Raw genomic sequence first — 17,888 nt, forward strand, 5'->3', positions numbered from 1 at the left:
GACTTCCGACAGGTCCGGACCTAGCGCGACATGACTACATTTGTAGTCAAACAGGAAGGAGAGCACCGATGCGCGGACGCAACACGCGATGGGCAGCCATATTGGGCTTGGCCGTGCTGACGGCCGCCCCGGCCTGGGCCGGCGAACAGTGGATCGTGGCGACCGATCTGTGGGGCAACCGTCTGTACCAGACGCTGGAGCTCGAAACCCACGGCAACCGGCTGCAGGGACGGCTCGACGCCGACCCCATCCAGGGCACCCGCAACGGCAAGGCGATCGCGTTCACCGCCACCGGCACCGATGGCCGCCTGTCCCGCTTCGACGGACGCGTGGATGGCGCGCGCATGTACGGCCGCAGCACGCGCCCCGATCCCAATGCCGCCAACGTGCGCGCCACGCATGCCTTCGATGCGTGGCGCGTCCCGACGCGCACGAGCGCGGCGGCGCAGACGCATGTCTTCGTACCCCACGACTACGCCAACACCTTCAGCGCCGACCGGGCACCAGCGCTGGTGCTGTGGCCGGGCGACAGCGTGCGCACCCAGACCCTGGACTCCGGCGGCGTGGATGCCGATGGCAAGACCCGCGCCCTGTACGGCAATCCGCAGGTCGGCCCGTTCTTCGTCGTCGGTGCCGAACCGGGCGACATGCTCGCCGTGCACCTGGTCGTGCTGCGGCTCAACCGAGACACCGCCGACAGCCTCGACGGCCTCGTCGGCCGCCTGCAGAGCCCGTACATGGCCACGCAGGCGGCCGGCCTCGGCAAGCATGTGCGCTGGCACCTGGATCGCGACGCCGGAACAGCCCGCCCACTCGATGCCGACGGCCCGATGCGCACCTTCGCCATACCGGTGCGGCCGATGCTCGGCGGGCTGGCGGTGGCGCCGGGGTTCGGCAACGCCGCGCTGTCCACCGGCGACACCGGCGTCGGCGGCGGCAACATGGACTTCAACGCGGTGGTGGCGGGCAGCACCGTGTACCTACCGGTGCAGCAACCTGGTGCGCTGCTGTACCTGGGCGATGGCCATGCCGTGCAGGGCGACGGCGAAACCACCCAGTGGGCACTGGAAACCACGCTGGACGTCGAGTTCCGCGTCGAACTGGTGAAGCGCCATCCGATCGCGATGCCGCGCGTGGAATCGCCCGAGCAGATTGCGGTGCTGGGCCAGGCCGGCTCCAGCGACGACGCGCTGCGCCTGGCCACTTCCGGTTTGCTGCGCTGGCTACAGCAGGACTACGACCTGTCGCTGTCGCAGGCCACGCAAGTGCTGGGCGTCGCTGTCCGCTATCGCGTGGCCAATCTGGCCGGACGCAGCGTCGGCGCGGCAGCCAGCATCGACAAGGCGGTGCTGCGCACCTTGCAGCCGGTATCGGCGCCAGCGACGGATCACCCCGACACAAGGCCGGCCGCGCGCTAGGCCTGCTCAGGCGCGCGACCCGCCCCACCCATTCGGCCCTACTTCGACTTGGCGGTGCTGGAGGACGATGCGTCGCGTGGCAGCCGCGCGGCCCACATGTTGTCGACCAGGTTCGGATACGGACGGCCGTTCTCCTCGGCGCGCTGCTTCGCGGCTTCCTTCTGCGCCGACGACAACGGCTGGCTGCGCTGACCGCGCGGATTCGGCTTCTTCCACGGAGGCGTCTTGGACGAGGGCATGGGCGTCACGGTGGGCGGAGAGGCGCCATCGTGATCCGGCCATGCGTGCGTGGATAGTGAAGGGACGACCACATCGCCCGGCAAGTCCGCGATCGCTGCGCTACTCAGCATCCACCCCAGCCAGCGCGAACACCCAGCGCGGCACCACCGGTTCGCCGGCATAGATGTCCTTGGGCTTGTCCTCGGCCATCGCCCAGCGGTGCAGCCAGCTGATCCCGCCGGGGCCGGTGTAGCCTTCGGCATGGGTGTAGGCGGGATCGCGCAGTGCCTCCTCCAGGCTGATGAAGGCATAACCGCGGCGGCGCGTGGCCGCGACCAGATCCGGGAAGGCGGCCGCGTTGAGCGCATTGGCATGCATCAGCCACACCTGCGGGATGCGGCGGCCGAACAGGGCCTGCGATTCGTGCTCGAAGAAATCCAGCTTGTTGAGCATGTACGGCACGTAGCCCTTGCGCAGCCGCAGCAGCATGGCATCGCGCGCCGGGCCTGCCGGCTCGTCCAACACATGCGCGTAGGCGAACGCCCACACCCACTCGCCGCTGTCCACGGTGACCGGCGCGATGCAGTAGCCATGCGCGGCCAGGAAGCCATTGACCGCCTCGCGGTCCGCGACGCTGCGCCCGGTCGCCAGATACGGATGACGGAACCACTGCAACGACTGGCCACGCTCGGCCAGCAACGGCCGCAACGTGCGCTCGCCGCGCACGATCGCATCCTCGTATGCCGACACGCCGACCTGGTGCAGGTTCACGTGGCCGTAGGTGTGGTTGCCCAGCGCATAGCCGGCGTCCAGCCAGTCGCGCAGCATCGCCACGCGTTGCGGCTGCACGTGTCCGTCCTGCTCCAGCTTGTCCTCGTTGACGAAGCCGACGATCGGCACCTGCGCCTGCCGCAGCGAGGCCATCAATTGCGCATGCAGCACCGGCAATTGCGCCGACGGCGTCTGCTCGATGCGCTGCCACGGCAGGTCGTCGATGGTCACCGCGATGCGGCGCGTGTCGTCCTGGGCCTGGGCGAATACGGCGACGCACAGCAGGGCCGGCAGCAACAGGCAGCGAAGTACTCTCATCGGACGTCCCCGGGATCGAGCTGCCAGTCTATACGCACACCTACAGACGACACCAAGGAGCATCTTTCATCTAGTCGCGCGCCCTGCCTGGCCGACTCACCGGAAAGAGCCAGGCACCGAAGATTCAACTACCTCCGTGCGCCACGATCCTGCGAGCAGGATAAAGGAGAGCGGCGTTCCAGGTTCCGAGCCAATACCCTCACCAGTTGCTCGCGCGCCAAGCGCTTTCGTGCAGGCGACAGGGCCGGCAGGATCTCCACAAGCGCATCGCTGAGCGGCAGCGACCAAGTCGCCTTGGGGCCATCTATCGCCCCATCTCTTCGGACCCCAGGCATACCGTGGATCCACGCCAGCATGAACGGCTTCTGCGACTGCGAGTGGACCACTAGCGGCGCCCCACGTTCGGGCACGATGCGGATCGTCATGGACGGGCTATCGTCGGTCCATGGGATAGTTTCGCGATAGAGTTGTTCGAGCTCTGTCCTCACGCTACCGGCAGTCGCTTGTGCGGCGCGCCACTGACGTTGCTGCAGAGGTGAGCAATCCCGAGCAGCAAACATCGTGTTGCGGATTCTGGCGATGGTCGCTGGCTCCATCGCCCGCTGCTGCAACACGTCCAGCCCGGTCGCGCGGTCGATGCGAGGCGCGCGTGCCGCCGCGAACAGCGCCATCACCTTGTCCGTAGCGACCCGCTGCTCGGCGTGCTTCGCCCCATCCTCGTCCGTCCAGCGCATGACGAACCCCATGCCGTTGCGCGCCGGAACCAAGTGGAACATTTCATCGACGTAGCCCCACCCCATGTACGTATAGTGGATGGAGACCGAGGCGATCTTGATGGAGTTTTGCTGCCTGCCCGGTGCTTGAGTACGGTCGGCGGCAAACAGACAAAAGGACGCCAAGGCGATGACGACGACCAATGCATTGCGCATGCGACTCCCCCAAGTGCAAGCACGGTAGTCCACCTCGCACAAAGAAGGAAGGGCCGCGCCGGCAACTCGATGGTCTGGAATCGGCATTCGCACACACTCGCGATGCGGCGCTCGACAGCTGGCACGAACAGCACCGCTATTACCTGAGTCCCGATGCCGTAGCGGATCTGCAAACTCAATACTTCAACGCATCCGCCGTCGGCGCCAATGGTGCGAAGCGCGCACCGCTGAAATCGTGCAGCAACTGGAAGGCCTGCTCACCCCGCTGCGCCACCTCACGGAAGTCGCTCTTGCGCAGGCGATAGAGCCTGCCATCGCGCGCGAACACCAGGTCACCGCCATCCCAGTCGGCCCAGTCGCTGCCCGGCAGGTCGACCAGCACGGTGCCGTCGCGGTCCAGCACCCGGTGATCCAGGCCATACCAGGCATGGTTTTCCTGGCCGACCGCATGCAGCAGCGACTGCAGGCGGCGGCCATTGGCGCCGGGCTTCTCGCGCACGCGCGGGCGGCTGAAGCGGAACAATGCGCCGCTGCGCAGCCCGCCACGTTCGCCCTCGCCGTCATCGCGCAACTGCCAGCCATCGCGCTCGCGCAGCACGCCGTCGATCGGCTCGTCCTCGCCGCGCCCCGAATACTCACCGAACGGCCGCACCTGCAGATGGTGCGGCAACTGGAAGCCGGTCGGCATCGGAAAAGGATCCCGCCCCTCGCATGGCCGGTGGTTCAACAACAAGGTCCGCTCGTCCTCGAACATCCCGCCGCCGCCCCAGCAGTCGCCCTTCGGCCACAGCGACAGTGCGGTGAAGAACGGCGGCCGCGAAAGCGCGGTCCAGGTGCCGAAGTCGCCGCGCTGCTTGGAGGCGAAGTACACCAGCAGCCGCCCCGACGGCGACAGATCGCAACGCCGCTCGTAGATACGGCCCTTGAACCACTGGCCATGCACGAACGTGTCGTCGCGCAGATCCCAGTGGATCAGCTGCACCTGCTTGCTCGGCCCTCGGCGGAAGATCACCCCGGTGCGGGCGTCGCGCGCCAGCAGGGCGAACAGGCGGGTCGCCGGCGGGCGCGACCCGCTAACGCTCTCGGCGCACTCCATCTTTCGATCTCCCAAACCGCTGCCCGCGTACTCTGGCACAGCGGGCTACAACACTGCCAGCGCAGGTCGTCTACGTGGCCGACGCCGCAGGGACGTCCGGACGCTCTGCATGCTCGGGGATTCAGGTGAGGGAATTCGCGTCGTCGCTCGTCTTCGATGAAACAACTCCGGTCGCGCCCTACGACCTGGATCAGTCCCGCCCCTCCTCTTGGAACCAACACACATGCAGGACAACGACTCCACCGTGATCCACAGGTTACACACCCTCGCTGGGCAAGGACGGGACACGATCGAGGTCTACGAAGGCGGCAGCACGATCCCGGTGATCGTCCTGCTGTGGGTGATGTCCTTCTTCATGACGGTGCCGGCCTTGATGATGCTGGCATTCGCCTTCAGGCAGACATGGTGGATGGGCGGCGCCGGACTGGCCATCGGCATCGGCTTGCTCCTGCTGGGGCGCATGTTCTGGAAGCGTCGCACCACCCCGTTCCTGTGCCTCAGCGAGGCCGGCTTGCAGTATCCGGATCTCACCCGTCCGATCCCGTGGACAAGCGTCCAGGGCTATCGCGTGGGCGCCGGCCAACTTGCCGGCGAGAACCTGATCCTGTTCGTGGACCTGCGCGACGGCTGCGAGGTGCCGCTCAAGGATTCAGGCCTGACCAGCGCAGCCCACAGCGTGCGACGTGTTTGGTACAACCCGAAGGAACACTGGATCGTGTTCAAGACCCTCGGGGTGCGCGGCATGTCCTGCGCACACCTGATCGAGCTGTTCGAGACCTACCTGGAGGCTGGGCGTGCCCGTGCGCAACTGGCGCCCCTGGAGCGCCCTGGCACGCGCTGAAGTCGGTCGCCTGCGGCCAAGCGCTTCCGGGCAGCCCGCAAAGTGTCAGGCCGGTAGACGGCCAAGGACCCGCATCCAACGCCCCACAACGGCGCAGGATGCGATGACGCGTGGAAGGCGTTGCCGCGGCGCTACTTGGCGATCACCGACGTCCCCGACGGCACCATGTAGCAGGCCTGCGCCTTGGCACAGGCCTCGGCGTTGATCTCGGCGATCTGGCTGGCGAGGTACTGTTCCGGGGTCAGGCCCATGCGGTTGCGGTAGGCGTTGTCCGCATCGGCCTTGGCCACCTGCTCCTGCTCGCGCTGGCGCTCGGCGGTGGTGGCTTCCACCAGGGTCTTGACCCGCTGCTGCTGCGCCGCGGTCAGGTTCATCTGCTGCAGCACGTCGGGATTGGGACGGGCGCGGCCGAGGGTGATGTTCTGGATCTGGATCGGCAGTCCCTGCTCCTTGACCAGGGCGCGCACGTTCTCGGTCACCGCCTCGTCGATCTTCCGTGCACTGTCCGGGTCGCTCATCATCCGGGTCATGTCGTAACGCTTGACTTGGTCGCGCACGATCGCCGCGTACTGGCTGGCGACGTTGTTCTTGAACCAATCCTGGCCGAAGCCGGACAGCAGCCGCGCCGGCGCGGTGATGCGGTATTGGATCTGCGTGGAGAAGTCCAACAGGATGTTGTCGCTGGACGAGAAGTCGTCGAAGGCCACCTGCACCGTCTGCGGCGTGGTATCCACGTACACCGCCGAGGTCGTCATCCAGGTGTAGGTGCGGCCCGGATCGCGCACGTCGTCCAGGCGGATGCCGCCCTTGCCGAACAGCAGCGGCTTGTCCACCAGCACCGCCTGCTGCCCCGGATCGGGCGAGACCACGGTACAGCCGCACAGCAAGGCCGCCAGGGCGGCGGCCAGCAGGAAATGTTTCATCGATGTCCCCCTGAAGGACGGCGCCGCGCGCCGTCGTGTGCGGGGGATGCTAGCGCATCGTGGGGGGCAAGGCATCTGCAATCAGAAGCAACTCACGCAGAAAGACATGAGTAGGCTGACTTTTCGCCCCAATTTGCACACGACATCTATCCCATCTGATGTGGTCGGGCCTGTATCTGGTCCCGCTGCTCCACACCTTGTGCCTGGTTCTGGCGTTGCGCATCGTTCAACGACTGCAGCTGCGCCAGCGTCTCTTCCACCGGCTTGCGCAACGCATCCTCTGTCCGCATATGTGCACGTAGATGCGCGGGATCGTTCAGCGCGCCCTGGACAACGAACAGGTTCTCGCCTGCGCGCACATTGCGCGAGTCCTGGCTGAGTACCACATGGTCGATACGCGAGAGGCCGCTTTCTTTTGCAAGGTATGCGGCACTTGCCGCCAACTTGGCGCTGTTGCCGTCGTAATTCCGCCCCAAGCCTTGCTCCAGCTTCACCACTGCGGACTCCGCCTGCTGCAGCAATGGGTCGCGTGGTAACTCAGGCCCTGCACCGGCGAGCCTCCCGGACACGCGCTGCTCGCCTTGCGTCCCATTCTCGGTGATGGCCTTCTGCAGGATGGTCTGCTTCGGCATCGGATTGTGATGCTCTTTGTTGAGTTCGCTTCCCGGCTTGGGTGCGGGGATGCTTTGAACGTCGTCCTTGTTGCTCAACGGCTTGAGGTCGCCTTCGAATTTTTCATCGATGGCGCCGTGGCGGTCTCGACGGTGCAGCCCTGCGTAGTTGAGCGCGCCCCAGGTGAAGTCGATACAACTGTTCGTCGTACCGCTGTACTTCATGTCGAAGCCGTGCTTTTGCGGTGCGTCGCCAAAGGCGCGCAGCCGATCGTACTGCTCCCGGCTGATTTCCATGGTGCGGCTGTAGTAGGGATCCTTGTAATCCCGCAGATCCCTGTCGTACACCTTCCCCTGACCGCTGGAGCTTCCATGTTCGACAGGCGCAAAGCCGTAGCTATCGACCTGCTTTCCATCGGAAAGCGTGTAGTACATGTGCCCCGCCGCAGACGTTCCGCCGGATAACGTCAACGGTGTGCCGGGGGCAGCCAGATAGACAGTGACCGTGTACCGTGGTGTGGGCTCACTCATGGTGCTACACCTCCCTATTGCGCCTTGGCGGTGAAGGCAACCAGCAGTTCCGGGTGCGTCTCTTCCAAGGCACGAACATTGCCCCCGAAGCGGACGGACACCCGGTAGCGACCAGGCGGTGTATCGCGGACAAAGGCCAGATCCATTTCACGGTAAGCGGCATCCGGAGCGATCAATCCAGCGGCGCGCATCGTCGGCTCATCTGCATTCGCCTTGAGCAGACCTGGCACATGTCCGTCGCGGTCCAATGCCACCGCCTGGTACTCAGTGCGCCCAACCAGTTCGCTCCGCTGCAAGACCACGGGCTCCTCGCCTGCCGCCGTCAACCGAGAGAGATGGACCTGCGCGGTGACGCCGGCGTCGCGTAAGCGGTCCACTTTGGACAGCGCAGCCTCAGCATCAGGGGCCGTTACCCTCACCCCAATGAAGATAGGCGGCTCCGTATCATCGGCCTGGGCGGGAACATCGAAATCCAACGTGATGGCATCAGCCAACACGTGCGGGCTCAGCGGCCTGACCAACGGCACGGTCGTTCTCATTGCAGATTCCTCCTTGGCATGCGGCGCTCGGTCCGGCGCTGGGGGCTGGGCCGAGTCAGCCTGGCATCCTGTCAATTGCAGCGTCGCGGCAATGACGAGGATGCCGATCAAGTGCTTCGCTGTCACCATGACTCGCTCGCTTCGATTCTCTTGCACTAGAGAGTAGTCCGGCCGGCCAGTCGGCGCGAGTATGCCGTCGCCCACGCGGACGCTGGCTGCAGCCCTATTCGGCTCAACAGCGTCGGGCGGCCTTGTCCTACAAAGCGCCCGCGCCAACGTAGCCAGGATCAATGTAGCCACCCGCCTCCCGCAGGCGGCGCCTCGGATTCCAACGCATAGACCGCCCGCTCTTCGCGGACGCGGTTCGACGCCGGTTCGCGAAGCGGCTGGCGTGCGATCTGTACCAGCAGTTCACGCACGTCGTTCGCTGCGGCGCAGAGCGTGCTGCCCACTTCCGGCAGCGCTTGGCCGGCACGCTCGGCCGCATCACCGGCCGCCACCATCCGGGCGTTGGCCGAGACGGTGTCAGCCAGCTGAGTGAGCCTGTCGATCTGCTGCTGCGTCATGCGGAACATGCCGCTGCCGGCGCGCGGCACTGTTTGGGTAGTGGTATCGGGCCAGGCGCCGCGCGTCGTGTCGGTCCTCTGGGCAGGATAGGACAGCGCGTCCAGCACCAGGTCCACCTGGTCGGCCAGCAGCTCCAGACAGAGCGCCAGCTCGCCCATGCGCACTTTGGGCTCGGCGGCGCGCTCCTCGTCCAGCGACCGTGGCTGCGCCAGCCGGACCAGGAACCTCACGTGATCGCGCAGCTTCGCCAGCCGGAACTGGCTGTCCTCCGGCAGGAAATAGCCGGGCATGTCGTCGTCGTCCAAACGGTCGTGCGCCATCGTTGCCTCCTCGTTCCATGAAGGGGTCCGACCGCCACGCATGGCGGACGGGAAGTCGGGAGGTTCGAAACCGCAGAGAGCCGGCGGGCGTATTTCCCCGAAGGGTGTTGTATTAGCCGCCCTCCCGACGCAGGCATCGCGTCGGCTTGCGCCCGAGCTTCGGGCACAAAAAACCCACCGGTTTGTCGGAGGTGGGTACCGCTCTCTGAGGAGTTTCGACGCTCCTTAGTTAGAGAGATTGCTACTGTCCACAGTGTATGTCAACAGGCGCAAAGCAGAAAATTCCTTACTCCAGATCAGGTCCAGTAGCGGCGATTATCTTGCTCCTTATGTCTACCAACCACGGACGCGGCGTAGCTAGTATTAGCGCAGATTGAAACAGCCCATTAGCATTCAGGGGGATGCCTTGGAGACTACTTCTCGTAAAGAAAAGCTATCGATCTACCTGCTAAGAGATGGCGTCAATTCAATTGAAGCTTGCCTCAAGGAGGACATGATAAGTAGAAGGTACGTCTTTCCGCTTGTGGATGGCGACGCCACTCTACTTTTGAAACGTGCCCCGCTAGAGAAACCTCCCATCTGGACTAGACTGTTCACTGAGCATCCCAATTCTCCGGATGTGGATTTCGGATCCAGTAAGAGTGTGGGGGCAGTTTTACATATAGCTGTAGGCCATAGAAAATTTTTAATTTCATTCGGGACCGGATTTCACCTTATAAGAGGTGAGGCATTAGAGAGAGACTTTGGTCTTCGCGTCACGTTAAATTCGGTTGATCCAGATAAACTTAGAAGCCTCGACAAAGCTAGCTACGATGACAACCCGCTTAGCTCGCGAACACAGAGCACACTTCAAGCGGATATTTTTGACCTGCAAGTAAACTCCGAACTGGATTTAGTTTATGCAATAACCGGCGCCTGCAAGTTTCCGCTTCTTGGAACTCATGTCACTGGCCGGGATGCGCTAACCTTGATGGTTGAAACAAAACTGAATGGGATAAGTTCTATCCTAGCAAAAGCGCTTGAGCTATTTGAACAGAAGCTACCTCCGACCTATGCTTGGATCGACAATGTTGCCAGAATCAGGGATGCTGAGACTATCGAATTACTGGACATGCTTCTCGATGATTTGATAAAAGGCGGCAGCACAGAAATATGGCTAGGAGAACCGGAAATTATTGACTGGGAGTCAAACTCTGGCTATTCGTTTGATATGTATCCGAGCACCCCCAGGCACCAGGTACTTACAATCGACGATCTCAATAATCATATTCTATCAAAGGGGATGTGCTTTAACTTAGATTCAATTAAATTAATTCACATACACATCAATGATCAAAACTATAATTCCATCAAGGAATGGCCGGCTTACAGATGCATATATGCCGAAGTTACAGATGGCGACAATAGATATGTGCTTCGAAATGGCTCTTGGTTAAAGATAGAATCCAGCTTTATTAATCAGATTGACCGGCAGCTAGCTAATATTGAAGTAGAAACATGTGCACTCCCGCCGTATTCATTCGCCAATGAAGGCGAATACAATAAGAACGTCTGCGCCCTCAACACAAACCTACATTTGATGGACAAGGACAACATTAGAACTGGCGGACCTTATGACAAAATTGAGTTCTGCGATCTAATAGAGGGACAGAGCAAATTTATTCACGTGAAGTATTACAGATCATCCGCCACACTAAGCCACCTTTTTGCACAAGGCGCTGTAGCTGCTGAAACATTTTTAAAAGACGAAGAATTTCGCAAGAGACTAAATTCCAAGCTCCCGACCAATCTAGCACTTAGTGACACTAGACTAAGACCCGATGCAGGAAAATACAAAATCACTTACGCCATAGCGACCAATAAATCCATACCATCGGAGCTTCCTTTTTTTTCAAAAATCTCACTCAAGAATGCAGCTTCGCAACTAGGCGCACTCGGATACAACGTGTCATTGACGGCAATTCCAGTAGATCCAGCACTTTTGATTACGAAAAAATTTAAGCCGAAGCCGATAAAGAAGAGATAAAGATCAAGAGCAGGGGCAAGGTTTAGTTAGGTTTACTTAGAGCCAGAAGTGTACCTGACCCCGTTATTACGGTTCTGGACATGCATAGCCGGAAAATCGTGGTCTGGGCGATGGGCCAGCTGGCCGGATAAGGCGTTGGCCAGCGCTGCACTGGCCATGGCGCTCCAGATCTGGTGGCCGGCGAAGGGCGCAATCCACCATAGCGACTATGTCACGCAATGCACCAGCAGTGCGTATCAGCGGCAGTTGCAGGAAGCCGGGATGGTCGCGAGCATGAGCCGCGAGGCCATGCCTTACGACAATGCAGTGATGGAGAGCTTATTCAGTTCGCTCAAGCAGCAACTGACGCACCACGAGCGCTTCGCCAGTCTCGACGAAGCGCAAGGGAAGGTGCCGAGTTCATCGGAGTATTCTACCGCCGGCAGCAGTTGCACGGTACGTGGACTACCGCTCGCCGAATCGAGTTCGAGAAAATGGTTGGTGTTCCCTAATTAACCTGCCCGAGAAATCGGGGCGCTTAACTTAACCCCGTAATTTCTCATTTTGAACCAATTGAGCCTGTTAACCGAACGGGGAAAAATGCAAAGCCGAGTGCACGATGGACATGCACTCTCGCCCCTATTTCCCTATTTTCCCCTATTTCCTAGCGCAATGTTCGTAAAGCCAAACTAAGATTTAAATTCCTTCAACGCCCTCTGTAGAAGCGTAGACACCGCGTGGCGAAGGTCAGAAAAGCGCTCATTGGCCGGCTCTGCCAACTTACTTTGATGCCTCCTGAGAATTTTCTCCGAAATAAGAGTAATTGAGCGCCGTAAATCAACCTGATCCAAATGATAGCCTGCAACGAAAATTTCGCAAAGGCTACTCACGTCCCCACCGGGTTTCATTGAAGAAATCGCACTTCTCAGTGACTTTCTTGAAGTGAGTAAGGCCTTGGCTTGTTCCTTAAGCTTTTTAGAATGAAGATGATCTACTAAGGGAACAAGCGCAACTATTAAAATCATCACCACCACGGACGAAGTTATTACGATTGATTCACTAGAGATACCAGAAAGAAGATCTAATGTCCTAGATACCCAAAGAACAATCAGCCCCGGTATCGCAAGTATAAAAAACATTAGCGCACTCAGCATAACACTGAGCCCCAAAACCCCTAAAAATAGGCGTGATACAGCCAATACATCCCTCAGAGATATGGTGTTTTTTCTTGAAATTAGATGGATCCTAAAAAATAAAGACGCAAGAAGGAGTGACGAAAAAATAAATGCACCTATTGAAACCGCTTTTGGCGCATCCGCACTCAAACTCTCGCTTGCCCCAATGATAGTGACCATAAAAATCGCGAGAGGCATCATGCATGAAAATATAAGTTTTACCTTGAAGTTTCCTTCAGCAATAACATTTCGACCTTTTTTAAATCCTTTACCAAAAAAGTTTGGCTCAATAATATCAAAGATACGACGAAACATGCGTAGACCTTCGCTGATTTTCCTTAGTGATCTTGCTCGCGCCAAGGAAAATTCCATCTCATATGCCAAGGGCAATTGAGACCCAATAGTTTCCCATTTCAATGCATCAAACTTTGCGGGGGCCATTAAAACACTCATCGCCACACGCTTTCTTACCCAGTTCGCTAGTTCATCACTTGGCTTCGTAGCAAACTGACAAGATGAAACAGCCTCCTCTTGAATTACTTCAACCCCAAGGCGAAACGAATAATCAAGTCGGCGAGAATGCTTTTCAGCGTTTCCTGCCCCTCCAAATCTTATAATCATTGCTCGATCATAAAGATCTCCTCGCACCCATAACTTTTCGAACAGTTGTTCGACCTCATCTTCAACAGGCAGCCATAGCGGCGAGGGATTGAACTTTTTAACATCCACAAATATTTGCAACAAATGCTCTAAGATTTCATCGTTCCAACTATATGTTTTTACAGTATAGCCAGAAATTTTTTCCTCAGAGAGCCGAATTAGAGAGATTCTTTCTGAAACGATATTCTTAGCGGCATCAATCAATGAGGCCTGCGATTCTATATGGGCCGATTGAAGCATAGCGACGACATATTCACGCCAGCGCGGGTTAGATAAGATGGACCTAGCATCAATAAACCCCTCATTCTTGGCGAGAAATCGTGCGAATATCGCCTCATGATATCGCCGATGAGAGAACGCAAATCGACGCTCGGAGGAGGATGAAGATGCCAGATCTGTCCTACCTATCTTTACATATGTCAATGCTTCAATAGCAAAATTTACTCCATCTTTAAATACCCCAAGCTTTTTAGCCTGCTGATTAATTTGATCAATGGTCGGTGAAAGACCGATTTCAGGGCTTAACGCAAACAATTTCGCCAACTCGGAAGCTAAGTCAATCAATTCGGGCGGTTTCAGCCCCCAGCGCGACGCTATATACTCACTATCGCGCGAAGCAAGCGAATCTACATGCCTCAGCAAAAGTTCATGCTCGTTTTTAGGTGGAGCACTATTCTCTTTTACATATCGACAAAGTAATGTCAAAAAAAGAGGATTTTTGTAAGTGGAGCTGGCGGATGCGGAAATTGCCCTCAATGCAACTCCCTTTTGATTATCACTCAAAAAAGTACGGGCGATTAACTGGTCCTGGAGCTTTTCATTTAATGGCAAAATTCTAAGCTTGGGCCAAGCTAGGGCTTTAGGACTTTTGTACTCTCTAGACGCAAGCACTCCCCTACAAGCGCCAAGCCCGTCCATGAACCTTTGTATTACCGCACCATATCGTCCAACCTCGGCGTCCTCGTTTGCTGCATGCAAGACTTCCGGTATTTCATCAAATGAGTCAAATAGGAAGAACCACCCACCCTTGAGATTAAAATCTGCCCAGTGCGCCTGTACATATTCAGCCGTATCGGCATCCCCTCTGCGTACATTGTCAATAACAAATTTTTTAAATGCAGTTGAATCTGAAACGCCATCCGCACTCAGATCTCTAAGATTTACATACAGCGGTATGGGGCAATATTTTCTTTTGCTCTTTTTGGCGCGCTCTATCATTTGAACTGCTAAATGCCTCAGAGCAACACTCTTCCCCGCTCCGGGATCACCAGTCAATAGCAAGCAGCGCTCGGCGCTGCCGTCGATTGCCCCAATTAATGACGGCTCCTTCCGTAAAGAAAATGACCTCTTTTTTCTGAGTCTATCCAGTAGAGAAGCATAGTAGCCACCTTCGATCTCCACCTCGGCCTCTAAATCGGTGAAATTTTGATCATTCCATGCTTCGGACTTTCCTATGGTAGCCAGATCAGATCCCAGTACCGTTAAAAATTGCCTCCTTCGTTCAATGTGCTCTCTAAAGCTCTTCTCCCCAGAGAACCTTTCAGATAAGTATCCCCATGCAGACTTGAGATAGTCAAAAAGCTTAACCAACAACTTGAGTAAATTAACAACGGCGCCAATAGCAAGGCCCGCAGTAATTACGTATAACAGCAGTATGACGAAATAATTCTCTTTAGAAACAGTATTAAGCAATTTGACAAGCTCAGAAAAATCTTTAATGCTCACCCCACCCCCCCTAATTTACATGTCGAAAAACGCGCAAGTTAAACCTAGCGGTAGTGAGACGCAGTTATTTTCACTAAAGCCCACTGTAGAACTTAGCTGAAATAAGGTGCGTGGCCACCGCGCCAACTTGCGAGGTGAATGTGTACACAGCGTTGTTCTGTGTAGCTGAGGCCATATGATTGCCCAGCTTGCTAGTCGTATTGGTAGACAGGATGCTTGAACAGCAACTAGCTGCCGCCCCACTTACTAACTACCGGCCTTCTTCCCGGAATTGCAGCACGTCACGGAATTTCGGTCGCATGCTCGCCGAGCTAGCGAATAGAGGCCGCGACGGAAGAGCGGTCTCTTCCGTCGCGGCCCTCTCTCCCGCGTGGCGGGAGAGGGGCAAAGCGTTATTGCCTAACGCGTCGGTCAAACCCCAACCGGATTAGCTTTCTCAGGATCAATCTTGTACTGCTTGATCGCCCTGGCCACATCCTTGCCCGTCATCTTCCCATCCTTCGCCAACGCCGCAATGGCGGCATGCGCGATGTAGTAGCGATCGACCTCGAAGAACCGGCGCAGGTTCGCACGCGTATCCGAGCGACCGAAACCGTCGGTGCCCAGCACGGTGTAGTGCATCGGCACGAAGGCGCGGATCTGGTCGGCGAAGGCGCGCACGTAGTCGGTGGCGGCGATGGCCGGGCCCTGGCGGCCTTCCAGCAACTGGGTAACGAACGGCTTGCGCTGTTCGCCTTCCGGGTGCAGGCGGTTCCAGCGCTCGGCGTCGAAACCGTCGCGGCGCAGTTCGTTGAAGCTGGGGCAGGACCAGATGTCGGCGGTGACGCCGAAGTCCTTGTCCAACAACTCGGCGGCGGCGATGGCTTCGCGCAGGATGGTGCCCGAGCCCAGCAGCTGCACGCGCAGTTCGCCCTTCTTGGGCTTGCCGGCGTCCTTGAGCAGGTACATGCCCTTGATGATGCCGTCTTCCGCGCCGGCCGGCATCTCCGGGTGGGCGTAGTTCTCGTTCATCAGGGTGATGTAGTAGTACTCGTCCACCTGCTCCTGCATCATCCGCTGGATGCCGTACTGCATGACAACAGTGACTTCGTAGCCGAAGGTGGGGTCGTAGCTGCGCACGTTGGGGATGGAGCCGGCGATGACCTGGCTGAAGCCGTCTTCGTGCTGCAGGCCTTCACCATTCAACGTGGTGCGGCCGGCGGTGCCGCCGAGCAGGAAGCCGCGGGTGCGCATGTCCGCCGCCTGCCAGGCGATGTCGCCCACGCGCTGGAAGCCGAACATGGAGTAGTAAATGTAGAACGGCAGCATCGGCACGTTGCTGACCGAGTAGCTGGTGCCGGCGGCCAGCCACGAGGAGATCGCGCCCGGCTCGCTGATGCCCTGCTGCAGCACCTGGCCGGACTGGTCCTCGCGGTAGAACATCAGCTGGTCGGCGTCCACCGGCTTGTACTTCTGGCCGAACGGGGCGTAGATGCCGATCTGCCGGAACATGCCTTCCATGCCGAAGGTGCGGGCTTCATCGGCCACGATCGGCACGATGCGCGGGCCCAGTTCCTTGTCGCGCAGGGCGATGTTGAGGCTCTGCACGAAGGCCATGGTGGTGGAGTAGGTGCGCTCGCCGCTGTCCTTGAGCAGGCGATCGAACTTGTCCAGGCCCGGGGCCGGGATGGACAGGTCGGCCTTGCGGCGGCGCTGCGGCAGGTAGCCGCCGAGGGACGCGCGGCGCTCCTGCAGGTACTGCACTTCCGGCGAGTCCGGGCCGGGGTGGTAGAACGGCACCTGCTCGGCGTCGGCCAGCTGCTTGTCGCTGAGCGGGATGTTGAAGCGGTCGCGGAACGCGCGCACGGCGTCGTCGTCCAGCTTCTTGGTCTGGTGGGTGGGGTTCAGCGCCTCGCCGGCCGAGCCCATGCCGTAGCCCTTGACGGTCTTGGCCAGGATCACGGTGGGCATGCCCTTGGTGTTCACCGCCTGGTGGTAGGCGGCGTAGACCTTGTGCGGATCGTGGCCGCCGCGGTTCAGGCGCCAGATGTCGTCGTCGGACAGGCCGGCGACCATGGCCGCGGTCTCCGGGTACTTGCCGAAGAAGTTGGCGCGGGTATAGGCGCCGCCGAAGGCCTTGCAGTTCTGGTACTCGCCGTCGACGGTTTCCATCATCAGCTTCTTGAGGACGCCGTTGGTGTCCTTGGCCAGCAGGGCGTCCCAGTAGCCGCCCCACAGCAGCTTGATGACGTTCCAGCCGCCGCCGCGGAACACGCCTTCCAGCTCCTGGATGATCTTGCCGTTGCCGCGCACCGGGCCGTCCAGGCGCTGCAGGTTGCAGTTGACCACGAAGATGAGGTTGTCCAGGCCTTCGCGGCCGGCCAGGGCGATGGCGCCCAGGGTCTCGGGTTCGTCGCTCTCGCCGTCGCCGATGAAGCACCACACCTTGCGGTCGGACTTCTCGATCAGGCCGCGGTGCTCCAGGTACTTCATGAACTGCGCCTGGTAGATGGCGCTGAGCGGGCCCAGGCCCATCGACACAGTGGGGGTCTGCCAGAAGTCCGGCATCAGCCACGGGTGCGGATAGGAGGAGATGCCCTGCCCGTCCACTTCCATGCGGAAGTTGTTGAGCTGGTCTTCGCTGATGCGGCCTTCCAGGAAGGCGCGGGCGTAGATGCCGGGGGAGCTGTGGCCCTGGATGTACAGCAGGTCGCCGGGGTGCTTGTCCGAGGGCGCGCGCCAGAAGTGGTTGAAGCCCACGTCGTACAGGGTGGCGCTGGAGGCGAAGGAGGCGATGTGGCCGCCCAGGTCGCCCGGCTTGCGGTTGGCGCGGACCACGGTGGCCATGGCGTTCCAGCGGATGATCGAGCGGATCTTCCACTCGATGGCCGCGTCGCCCGGGCTCTTGGCCTCGTTGGCGGGGGCGATGGTGTTGACGTACTCGGTGGTCGGCGAGAACGGCAGGTAGGCGCCGGAACGACGGGTCAGTTCGACCATGTCCTCCAGCAGCTGATGCGCGCGCTCGGGGCCTGCGACATCGATGACGGCCTTGAGCGATTCGATCCACTCCTGGGTCTCAGTGGGGTTCGGATCGTTCTGCAGCACCTCGTTCAACCAGTTCATAACGCTCCCGTAGGTCGCACGCACGCGCGCGATGGCATGTGTTTTCTCGAAGCCTGCAAGTGTAGCGCAACCGCCTCTCAGGACCTCGTACGCCAGCGTATGGAACGGACTGTCACATTGGCCCGGGACACCCCGCGG

At 59.5% G+C, this 17,888-nt stretch carries 14 protein-coding genes; 4 read left to right on the top strand and 10 right to left on the bottom strand.

Annotated elements, in window-relative coordinates; genetic code table 11:
• Window positions 1–113: 113 nt before the first annotated feature.
• Window positions 114–1,418 (top strand): acetamidase/formamidase family protein, encoded by a 1,305-nt coding sequence (locus AC1PK7_RS19255; protein WP_481099175.1) that lies wholly within the window; start codon window positions 114–116, stop codon window positions 1,416–1,418.
• 38 nt (window positions 1,419–1,456) lie between these two features.
• Here the strand turns inward: AC1PK7_RS19255 and AC1PK7_RS19260 are convergent, their stop codons facing one another.
• From AC1PK7_RS19260 to AC1PK7_RS19275, 4 genes are all read right to left on the bottom strand, one after another.
• Window positions 1,457–1,657, bottom strand: coding sequence for a hypothetical protein (locus AC1PK7_RS19260; RefSeq protein ID WP_420008102.1), 201 nt, complete (start codon window positions 1,655–1,657; stop codon window positions 1,457–1,459).
• A gap of 100 nt (window positions 1,658–1,757) precedes the next feature.
• Window positions 1,758–2,726 carry a polysaccharide deacetylase family protein gene (locus tag AC1PK7_RS19265; protein WP_481099176.1) on the bottom strand — a complete coding sequence of 323 codons (969 nt, stop codon included), beginning with the start codon at window positions 2,724–2,726 and terminating at the stop codon, window positions 1,758–1,760.
• A 128-nt stretch (window positions 2,727–2,854) separates the two neighbouring features.
• Entirely contained in the window at window positions 2,855–3,655 is an 801-nt protein-coding gene (locus AC1PK7_RS19270) for a hypothetical protein (protein ID WP_481099177.1), read from the bottom strand.
• 175 nt (window positions 3,656–3,830) lie between these two features.
• Window positions 3,831–4,751 carry a hypothetical protein gene (locus AC1PK7_RS19275; protein WP_481099178.1) on the bottom strand — a complete coding sequence of 307 codons (921 nt, stop codon included), beginning with the start codon at window positions 4,749–4,751 and terminating at the stop codon, window positions 3,831–3,833.
• Between the two features lie 223 nt (window positions 4,752–4,974).
• Between AC1PK7_RS19275 and AC1PK7_RS19280 the strand changes: the two genes are divergently transcribed.
• Complete coding sequence (locus AC1PK7_RS19280; RefSeq protein ID WP_481099179.1) at window positions 4,975–5,592, top strand: hypothetical protein; 618 nt, start codon at window positions 4,975–4,977, stop codon at window positions 5,590–5,592.
• Between the two features lie 131 nt (window positions 5,593–5,723).
• Here the strand turns inward: AC1PK7_RS19280 and AC1PK7_RS19285 are convergent, their stop codons facing one another.
• From AC1PK7_RS19285 to AC1PK7_RS19300, 4 genes are all read right to left on the bottom strand, one after another.
• Window positions 5,724–6,503, bottom strand: coding sequence for an SPFH domain-containing protein (locus AC1PK7_RS19285; RefSeq protein WP_017912181.1), 780 nt, complete (start codon window positions 6,501–6,503; stop codon window positions 5,724–5,726).
• Between the two features lie 158 nt (window positions 6,504–6,661).
• Window positions 6,662–7,657 (bottom strand): XVIPCD domain-containing protein, encoded by a 996-nt coding sequence (locus AC1PK7_RS19290; RefSeq protein ID WP_481099180.1) that lies wholly within the window; start codon window positions 7,655–7,657, stop codon window positions 6,662–6,664.
• 14 nt (window positions 7,658–7,671) lie between these two features.
• The gene (locus AC1PK7_RS19295) at window positions 7,672–8,325 is read right to left on the bottom strand and encodes a hypothetical protein (protein WP_481099181.1); all 654 of its coding nucleotides are present in this window, start codon (window positions 8,323–8,325) and stop codon (window positions 7,672–7,674) included.
• Window positions 8,326–8,483: 158 nt separating this feature from the next.
• On the bottom strand, window positions 8,484–9,083 hold the full coding sequence (locus AC1PK7_RS19300) for an XAC0095 family protein (protein ID WP_481099182.1): 600 nt from the start codon (window positions 9,081–9,083) through the stop codon (window positions 8,484–8,486).
• 373 nt (window positions 9,084–9,456) lie between these two features.
• Here AC1PK7_RS19300 and AC1PK7_RS19305 point away from each other — a divergent pair, with 373 nt between their 5' ends.
• Window positions 9,457–11,109, top strand: coding sequence for a TIGR04141 family sporadically distributed protein (locus AC1PK7_RS19305; protein WP_481099183.1), 1,653 nt, complete (start codon window positions 9,457–9,459; stop codon window positions 11,107–11,109).
• 135 nt (window positions 11,110–11,244) lie between these two features.
• Window positions 11,245–11,604, top strand: coding sequence for a hypothetical protein (locus AC1PK7_RS19310; protein WP_481099184.1), 360 nt, complete (start codon window positions 11,245–11,247; stop codon window positions 11,602–11,604).
• A 173-nt stretch (window positions 11,605–11,777) separates the two neighbouring features.
• Here the strand turns inward: AC1PK7_RS19310 and AC1PK7_RS19315 are convergent, their stop codons facing one another.
• Together AC1PK7_RS19315 and aceE are read right to left on the bottom strand one after the other, a co-directional pair.
• A complete protein-coding gene (locus tag AC1PK7_RS19315; protein WP_481099185.1) occupies window positions 11,778–14,648 on the bottom strand; it encodes an NACHT domain-containing protein in 2,871 nt (956 codons plus the stop codon).
• Window positions 14,649–15,059: 411 nt separating this feature from the next.
• The gene (aceE, locus tag AC1PK7_RS19320) at window positions 15,060–17,750 is read right to left on the bottom strand and encodes a pyruvate dehydrogenase (acetyl-transferring), homodimeric type (RefSeq protein WP_481099186.1); all 2,691 of its coding nucleotides are present in this window, start codon (window positions 17,748–17,750) and stop codon (window positions 15,060–15,062) included.
• Between the last annotated feature and the right edge of the window lie 138 nt (window positions 17,751–17,888).

The organism is Xanthomonas sp. NCPPB 3174, from assembly GCF_056725205.1.

Bases quoted from the DNA above. Each gene is read 5' to 3' on its own strand.
- AC1PK7_RS19290 (WP_481099180.1), bottom strand. From the start codon at position 7,657: ATGAGTGAGCCCACACCACGGTACACGGTCACTGTCTATCTGGCTGCC.
- AC1PK7_RS19275 (WP_481099178.1), bottom strand. From the start codon at position 4,751: ATGGAGTGCGCCGAGAGCGTTAGCGGGTCGCGCCCGCCGGCGACCCGC.
- AC1PK7_RS19300 (WP_481099182.1), bottom strand. From the start codon at position 9,083: ATGGCGCACGACCGTTTGGACGACGACGACATGCCCGGCTATTTCCTG.
- AC1PK7_RS19260 (WP_420008102.1), bottom strand. From the start codon at position 1,657: ATGCCCTCGTCCAAGACGCCTCCGTGGAAGAAGCCGAATCCGCGCGGT.
- AC1PK7_RS19295 (WP_481099181.1), bottom strand. From the start codon at position 8,325: ATGGTGACAGCGAAGCACTTGATCGGCATCCTCGTCATTGCCGCGACG.
- AC1PK7_RS19270 (WP_481099177.1), bottom strand. From the start codon at position 3,655: ATGCGCAATGCATTGGTCGTCGTCATCGCCTTGGCGTCCTTTTGTCTG.
- AC1PK7_RS19280 (WP_481099179.1), top strand. From the start codon at position 4,975: ATGCAGGACAACGACTCCACCGTGATCCACAGGTTACACACCCTCGCT.
- AC1PK7_RS19265 (WP_481099176.1), bottom strand. From the start codon at position 2,726: ATGAGAGTACTTCGCTGCCTGTTGCTGCCGGCCCTGCTGTGCGTCGCC.
- aceE (WP_481099186.1), bottom strand. From the start codon at position 17,750: ATGAACTGGTTGAACGAGGTGCTGCAGAACGATCCGAACCCCACTGAG.